Genomic DNA, 6,696 nt, shown 5'->3' with positions numbered 1-6,696 from the left:
ACCGATCGCAACGAGCCAGGTCACTATCAGATGCTGCACTTTCGTCAGACGATCCCAGCCAAAAAAGAACAGACCAATAAATGTCGACTCAAGAAAGAATGCCATCAAGCCTTCAATGGCCAGCGGCGCTCCGAAAATGTCACCCACGTAATGTGAGTAGTAAGCCCAGTTGGTACCGAACTGAAACTCCATGGTAAGGCCGGTGGTCACGCCCAGAGCGAAGTTAATACCGAACAACTTACCCCAGAACTTCACCATATCCTGGTAAACCTGCTTACCCGTCATAACGTAAGCAGACTCCATAATGGCCAGGATAAAAGACAGCCCGAGAGTGAGTGGGACGAAGAGGAAATGGTAAAAGGCCGTAATCGCAAACTGTAACCGCGATAGGTCGACCACGCTTTCACTGATCATGATGGATCTCCTTGAGTGTCAGATACCGATGGTTTATCCAGGCCAAAGTGCTCCTGCAGGCCTTGTCCTTCGTCACCGACAATGACAGGGTCAGAAAAAAAGAAATGAGCAATAAGAAATACCAACGCCAGCTTAATAATCAGGACAGCTGTCAGCTCCCTGACCAGCGGAATGGAGAATATCGGGCGACGTTGCTTCACACAGCCTCCGTTAGCCGGGCATTAAGAGCCAGCATTATTTCATCTGAACCATTGGACCGCCTGCGACATAATGCCGCATGCGGAATATAGCTTGCACGGAATATACGCTTCTGCCAGGCATTTTGCCATAGAGGCCTGAATGGATATTGATCCAGGTCGCGGGCCAGCAGAGAATCAACCTATTACCTTTCAGGCCATATCTCGCTAGACTGTTCGATATACGCACAGCTGGGTTTAAAGGATCAGGAACAGTATGACCAGTGAATCAAGGAAGCATCCGCGTTTTTCAAGCCAGGTAAATGCACGGCTGGTTCTGAACGACGGCAGTGGCTATGAGTGCCTGATACAGGACTACTCTCACGCTGGCATGCGTATCCACTGGCCCCACCAGCCTATACCCGAGCAGCATGAACCCATGCTGCTGGAGTTGCAACTGAGCACCCCCGTCAAAGCCGAAGTCGATCTGGTTCATCAAGAGCCCGGCGCTCTGGGTGTGCGCGTTCACCAGGCGGGTGGCCAGTTGTTCCTTGATATGCAGGAATACAATCAGACCCGCGCAGGCGAGGGGTTGCCCAGCGAACAGCGAAACCGCTATCGCGATATTTTTGGTCACGAAGCCAACATCCTCATTGAACGCTTACCGCGCCAATGGCTGCCTGAGTTCATTGAGGCGACGTACGGCAAAGCAGACTTCGCCCGCAACACGGCGGAGCAACAGTTGTGGATGAAACTGGAGTCAAAGATCCGCTCGAAGGCCGAAGAGTTTTATGAGCGTTTCAGCCAGATTCTTGAGCATCAATTGCAGCGCTGGCTGGCAGGCGAACCAAAGCTGACTGACGAAAGCGACGAGTACGAGGGCGCGGTCGCCTTGTCACTGGTGCGGCAGAGTGATTTCGAAGACTGGCTGATGGCGAAAGTAACGGCCTCACACTTGCAGTCATTTCTGAGTCAGGAGAGCTTTGAACTCAGACAACTTCTGGATACTTTGTCATCCGCGAATGTATCAGACTGCTTTAATCCGATTGGTCCGAACACCGTTACAGAAGGCTTCCGCGACTGCATCGATGTACTGGAATTACCTCACGAAGCACGCGAACTCGCGTTTGAAAGTTTTGAGAAAGCCACTGTTGGTCTGTTAAAGGCTACCTATCAGGCCTGTATCCGTCAGATTAATATCCCTATTACCTTCCGCTACCGCAAAGCAAAAACGGTCGTTATTGAGGAGTCGGTAGCGAGCGCGGCAGAGAATAATGCAGCATCGGCAACAGCCGCTGCGCAGGAAGGTGATGTTCAGCACAACCGTCGCTCTGATCCCGGTCGCCGGGGCGACTCTATGTTCGACTTCGAGCGCCACCAGGGTGAAGCGCAGCAGGCCTACGCCAATATCCAGCAGTTGCTGACACTGAGACTGAAAAAAGAAGCGGAAGCTAACGGTCAGACGAACAGCCTTCCCGCCGCCAAACCGGAAGCTGTTTCCGAAGTTGTGGACTCACTCGATACCAGTACCCCGCTGAGTGACCAGAACATTCTTGAGCAACTGGAACAGCAACTCGCCGAACAGGACAAAAGTCTCCCGGAAGATACGCGTCATGCCATCGATACCGTTGAACAGGTAACACGCAACCTGCTCAATAACCCAAGTATGGCGGAGTTCGTTAAGCCAAGCGTCGAACAACTTGGCTGGCCGTTGCTGCGCCTGATGTTGGAAGACCCATCGCTGCTGTTTAACCCGCAGCACCCCGGCCGGTTGATTTTTAACCTCCTTGGGCGACTCGGGAAAATAACCAGCTCTGGACAGAAGCGCGTTAAGGCCGCTCTGGAAGAGATGATCGCACCGATTCTCGAAAACCCCGGTGGCGAACCAAAACAAATGGAAGAGCTGGTCGAGAATCTTCAGGTGTTGGTAGGCACGGCCGAGCGCAAGGTACGCCAGAACACCGACCGGGTTGCTGAAGCTGCAGAAGGTGAATATCGGCTCTATATGGCGCACAAACGCGTCAATGCATTAATTGGCCACGACACTTCAGGGCGAACTCTGCCTGAATGCGTAATCCGTTGGTTGCAGGAAGGCTGGCAACAAATGCTATGCCTGTTGCTGCTCAGAGAAGGCCCCGACAGTGCGCGTTTTAAAGGTGCCGTAAAACTCTATCGTCAGGTCATCATTCTGTTCGGTCAGAAAAATGCTGGCCGCTCAGACCTGATGGAGAAATTTACGCCCCTGCTCAATCTCGCGCGCTCTGAACTCGACCAGCTTAACGGTCCGCTTCCTCAGCATGAGCAGTGGTACAAAGAAATCATGGAAGCCGCGCGACTGCACCTGGAAGAAGGCGATCTCGAACAGGGCATCGACCTGCCGGAATACAATGAACCGGAAGAAGAAGAAACCGTGACCGGCAAAGGGGCCCGTCGCGTGCTGACCTTACAGGTAGGTGATCTCCTCCTGCTCACTGCGTCGGGTCAGTCTGTCTCTGTTGCCTGGATCGCCGCAGATCAGACCCGCTATGCCTGCGTAAATCATACCGGGATGCGCGTACACGACTATCGGTTTAACGAGCTTGCCCGCGCCATGGAAGACGGCTCAATCAAGCGGATTTATGAGCAGGAAGAAACGCCGGTCGATCAGAGTATCGATAAACTGGTGCAGCAGATTTATTCCGACCTCTCTGCACAGGCGAACACCGACCCACTGACAGGTCTGATTAACCGACAGCACTTCCTCAGCTTGCTGGCCAACTCCGTTGCCGATGCACAGAAAAGTGCGTCTGGGCATACGCTGGCAATGATTAACATTGATCAGTTCAAGCTGATCAATAAGAACTATGGCGTAGAACTGGGCGATACCTGCTTGCAGACATTGGCGACGATTCTACAGGAAGCCTATTCGGAAGCGCTCTGCTCACGCGTTGGCAGTAACGAGTTTGCAGTGTTACTGGAAAAGCATGATCTCGAACAGGCAGAGGCAAGCGCTCGCCTGGTATCTGCTCAGGTCGAGAAGGTGAAAATTGATGGTACCGATGACGCACTCCATATGACAGTGAGTATCGGACTCGCGACCTTATCCGCTGACATCGCCGACGCTGCCGACTTACTCGAACGCGCAGAAATCGCAAGCCAGCTGGCAAAAGAAAAAGGCTCCAGCAGGATTGTCCGTTACCAGTACGACGATGCATCACGAGAGCGCCACGAGCTCTTTATGAGCTGGGGAAACCGTCTGAGCAAAGCGCTGGAAGCCGATACGCTGCATATACTCTGCGTACCTGTTGACCCTATTCAGGCGCGGTTTAAAGGCATCGTTCAATATGAAGTGACGATTGCCGTCGATGGAGATGACGGGCTCGACATACCGCCGCAGGAATTTCTGCAAGCTGCTCAGAATTACAACCGGATGTACGACATTGATCGCTGGGTCATTGATCAGGTGCTTGCCTGGATAAGCGATAATGCAGAGACAGCCAACACGATTGAACGCTTCATCATCCGCTTATCCGGACGAGCCTTCAGCGATGACAATCTACTCGAGTTCCTGACCGAGCAGTCTCGCGAATATGATGTGCCTGTTGAGAAACTGTGTTTCGAGCTGAATGAAACCGCCACCATTCACGACCTGACCGATGCTGCTGACTTTATGCATGAGGTCCGGAAACTCGGTTGTAAGTTCGTACTCTCTGACTTCGGCACAGGACAGTCGTCATATAATTTTCTGAAAGCACTTCCGGTCGATTTTGTGAAAATTGACCGAAACTTCATCGACGGCCTGCACTCAAGCTCCGCCGACTATGCCTTGATCAAATCGATTCAGGAAATCGCCCAGTTTATGGCGAAAAAGACCATCGCCGAGCACAGTGAGAATGACGTCGTCTGGGAAATTCTGCGCGGCATTGGAATCGATTTCGGTTTGCGTTCAGTGCAACAGGCAACGCCGCTTCGCTACATGGCCGAAGTCTGAACGCCAGCGGGTGAAACCACCCACTGGCCAGTGTACAATCGCCACACACTTTTTTGGCGACGGCACCATGAAATCAATTACCGTTCTCGCACTTTCTCTTCTGCTGGGTGCATGCTCTGTGACCCAGCTGCCTGACAATCTGTCTCGTGCGATGCTTAATCAGGACGACCCGGAAGTCGTTGCAGACGGCGCCCCAGCGTACCTGCTGATGCTGGATGCGCTGATCCTTACTTACCCTGAAAACGAACGATTCCTGCTGGCCGGCGCGCAACTCTACGGTGCTTACGCTGGCGTCTTCGCTCAGGACGAAGTTCAGGCACAATCGATGGCAGACAAGGCGCTGGAATACGCCAGGCGCGCATTGTGTGAGTACGACAGCGATGCCTGTGATCTCGTTGATGGCCCAGCAGACGAACTGAAAAGAGGCCTGGCGATGAATTACGACGAAGACGATGTCGATATCTTCTATGCCTACGGCGCCGCCTGGGCAGGCTGGATACAGGCAAATACCAGTGACTGGAACGCGATTGCCCAGGTCAGCAAAGTAAAGAATCTGATGGAGTGGGTTGAAAGCTACGATGAGGGCTATGACAACGCCACGGTTCAGGTATACCTGGGCGTACTGACGACTCAATTACCTCCATCCGTTGGCGGTAAGCCGGAGATCGGTAAAGCGCATTTCGAGAAAGCCATCGCCCTGAGCGACGGCAAGCACCTGATGGCAAAAGTACTGTACGCCAAACAATATGCCCGCCTTATGTTTGAACAGGAACTTCATGATGACCTGCTTCAGCAGGTTATTGATGCAGACCCTTATGCCGAAGGGCTGACCCTGATTAACCGTCTGGCCCAGCGTCAGGCTGACCGTTTACTAGCAGAATCCGCTGACTACTTTGAGTGAGATGACTATGAGAATTTTTGCATTCCTCCTGCTGCTGGGCAGCCTATTGGCACCTGCAGCGCACGCCGCAACACTAAAGATCGCGACGCTGGCACCCGACGGTACCAGTTGGATGAAAGTGATGCGTCAAGCCGCTGCTGACATTAAAACTGAAACTGAAGGCCGGGTTAAAATTAAATACTTCCCGGGTGGTGTTCAGGGCAGCGATAAAAGTGTTCTGCGTAAAATGCGCATTGGGCAGCTTCAGGGCGGCGCCGTTGCGACCGGCTCACTGATTAATATTTCACCGGCCTCTCAGATTTATAACCTGCCGTTTACCTTCCGCACACTGGAAGAAGTTCGGGCTATCCGTGAAGAGTTTGATCCCTACATTGTCAGCGAGCTGGCGAAAAAAGGCTACGTTGTTCTCGGGATTTCTGAAGCGGGCTTTGCTTACATGATGTCTGATGAACCTATCCGTACGTCTGACGATGCCCGCAAACAGAAGGTCTGGGTACCTGAAGGCGATCTGATTGGCGAAACAACGTTTGAGAATGGCGGTGTTGAACCGATTTCTTTGCCTCTCTCCGATGTTTATACCAGCCTGCAAACGGGCCTGATCGACACCATCGTAGTGAACGCATCTTCTGCGATTGCACTGCAGTGGCACACCAAAGTGAACTATGTCACCGACTTCCCGCTGCTGTTCCTGACCGGCACCATCATCGTTGATCAGAAAGCATTCCGTAAAATCAGCACCGAAGATCAAGCAGTCGTTAAACGCATTATGGCCGAAGCCTTTGCCTCCATGGATGCTCAGAACGAAAAAGACGAAGCCGGCGCCCGCGATGCACTCGCTCAGAATGGTATCGAGTTTGTTGAACTGTCAGAAGAAGACAAGCAAGCCTGGGAAGAACTGGCGACTGGCGTTGTCGACGAACTGGCAAGCAAAGAGATTTATCCTGTTGAAGTCTTTAAGCGTTTACAGCAACGTCTTGAAGAGATGCGTCAGGAGCCTTAATGAAACGACTGGTTCAGTGGCTGCACCGTCTTGAAGACAGCGTGCTGGTCTTGCTTCTGCTCGCGATGATTATTCTCGCGGGCTACGACATTCTGGCCCGCTCAATTTTTGGCGGTGGTGTCTCATGGATTCCGCCCCTGTTGCGCGTCATGGTGCTCTGGATTGGCCTGCTTGGTGCGTTACTCGCCACCCGCTCGCGTGAACATATCAGCATCGACCTGATATCTAAGCTGGG

6 protein-coding genes are annotated in these 6,696 nt (G+C 52.7%); 4 read left to right on the top strand and 2 right to left on the bottom strand.

All coding sequences use genetic code 11. The features are described 5' to 3' along the window. The coding region (locus B2067_RS00620) for a cytochrome ubiquinol oxidase subunit I (RefSeq protein WP_301387169.1) at positions 1-414 on the bottom strand (414 nt) is incomplete at its 3' end. Continuing rightward, positions 411-614, bottom strand: a complete 204-nt coding sequence (gene cydP / locus B2067_RS00615; RefSeq protein WP_301387168.1) for a cytochrome oxidase putative small subunit CydP — start codon at positions 612-614, stop codon at positions 411-413. The genes B2067_RS00620 and cydP, both read right to left, overlap by 4 nt. A 253-nt stretch (positions 615-867) precedes the next feature. Here cydP and B2067_RS00610 point away from each other — a divergent pair, with 253 nt between their 5' ends. The 4 genes from B2067_RS00610 to B2067_RS00595 all read left to right on the top strand — a co-directional run. Beyond that, complete coding sequence (locus tag B2067_RS00610) at positions 868-4,560, top strand: DUF1631 family protein (RefSeq protein WP_301387167.1); 3,693 nt, start codon at positions 868-870, stop codon at positions 4,558-4,560. Between the two features lie 67 nt (positions 4,561-4,627). Further along, on the top strand, positions 4,628-5,461 hold the full coding sequence (locus B2067_RS00605; protein WP_273089798.1) for a TRAP transporter TatT component family protein: 834 nt from the start codon (positions 4,628-4,630) through the stop codon (positions 5,459-5,461). Positions 5,462-5,468: 7 nt separating this feature from the next. Next, complete coding sequence (gene dctP, locus B2067_RS00600; protein WP_068443316.1) at positions 5,469-6,461, top strand: TRAP transporter substrate-binding protein DctP; 993 nt, start codon at positions 5,469-5,471, stop codon at positions 6,459-6,461. Further along, the coding region (locus tag B2067_RS00595) for a TRAP transporter small permease subunit (protein ID WP_301387165.1) at positions 6,461-6,696 on the top strand (236 nt) is incomplete at its 3' end. The genes dctP and B2067_RS00595, both read left to right, overlap by 1 nt.

The organism is Thalassolituus sp. UBA2590, from assembly GCF_002339775.1.
Classification (GTDB): Bacteria; Pseudomonadota; Gammaproteobacteria; order Pseudomonadales; family Oceanobacteraceae; genus Thalassolituus.
This window is presented reverse-complemented; position numbering and strand designations above follow the sequence as displayed.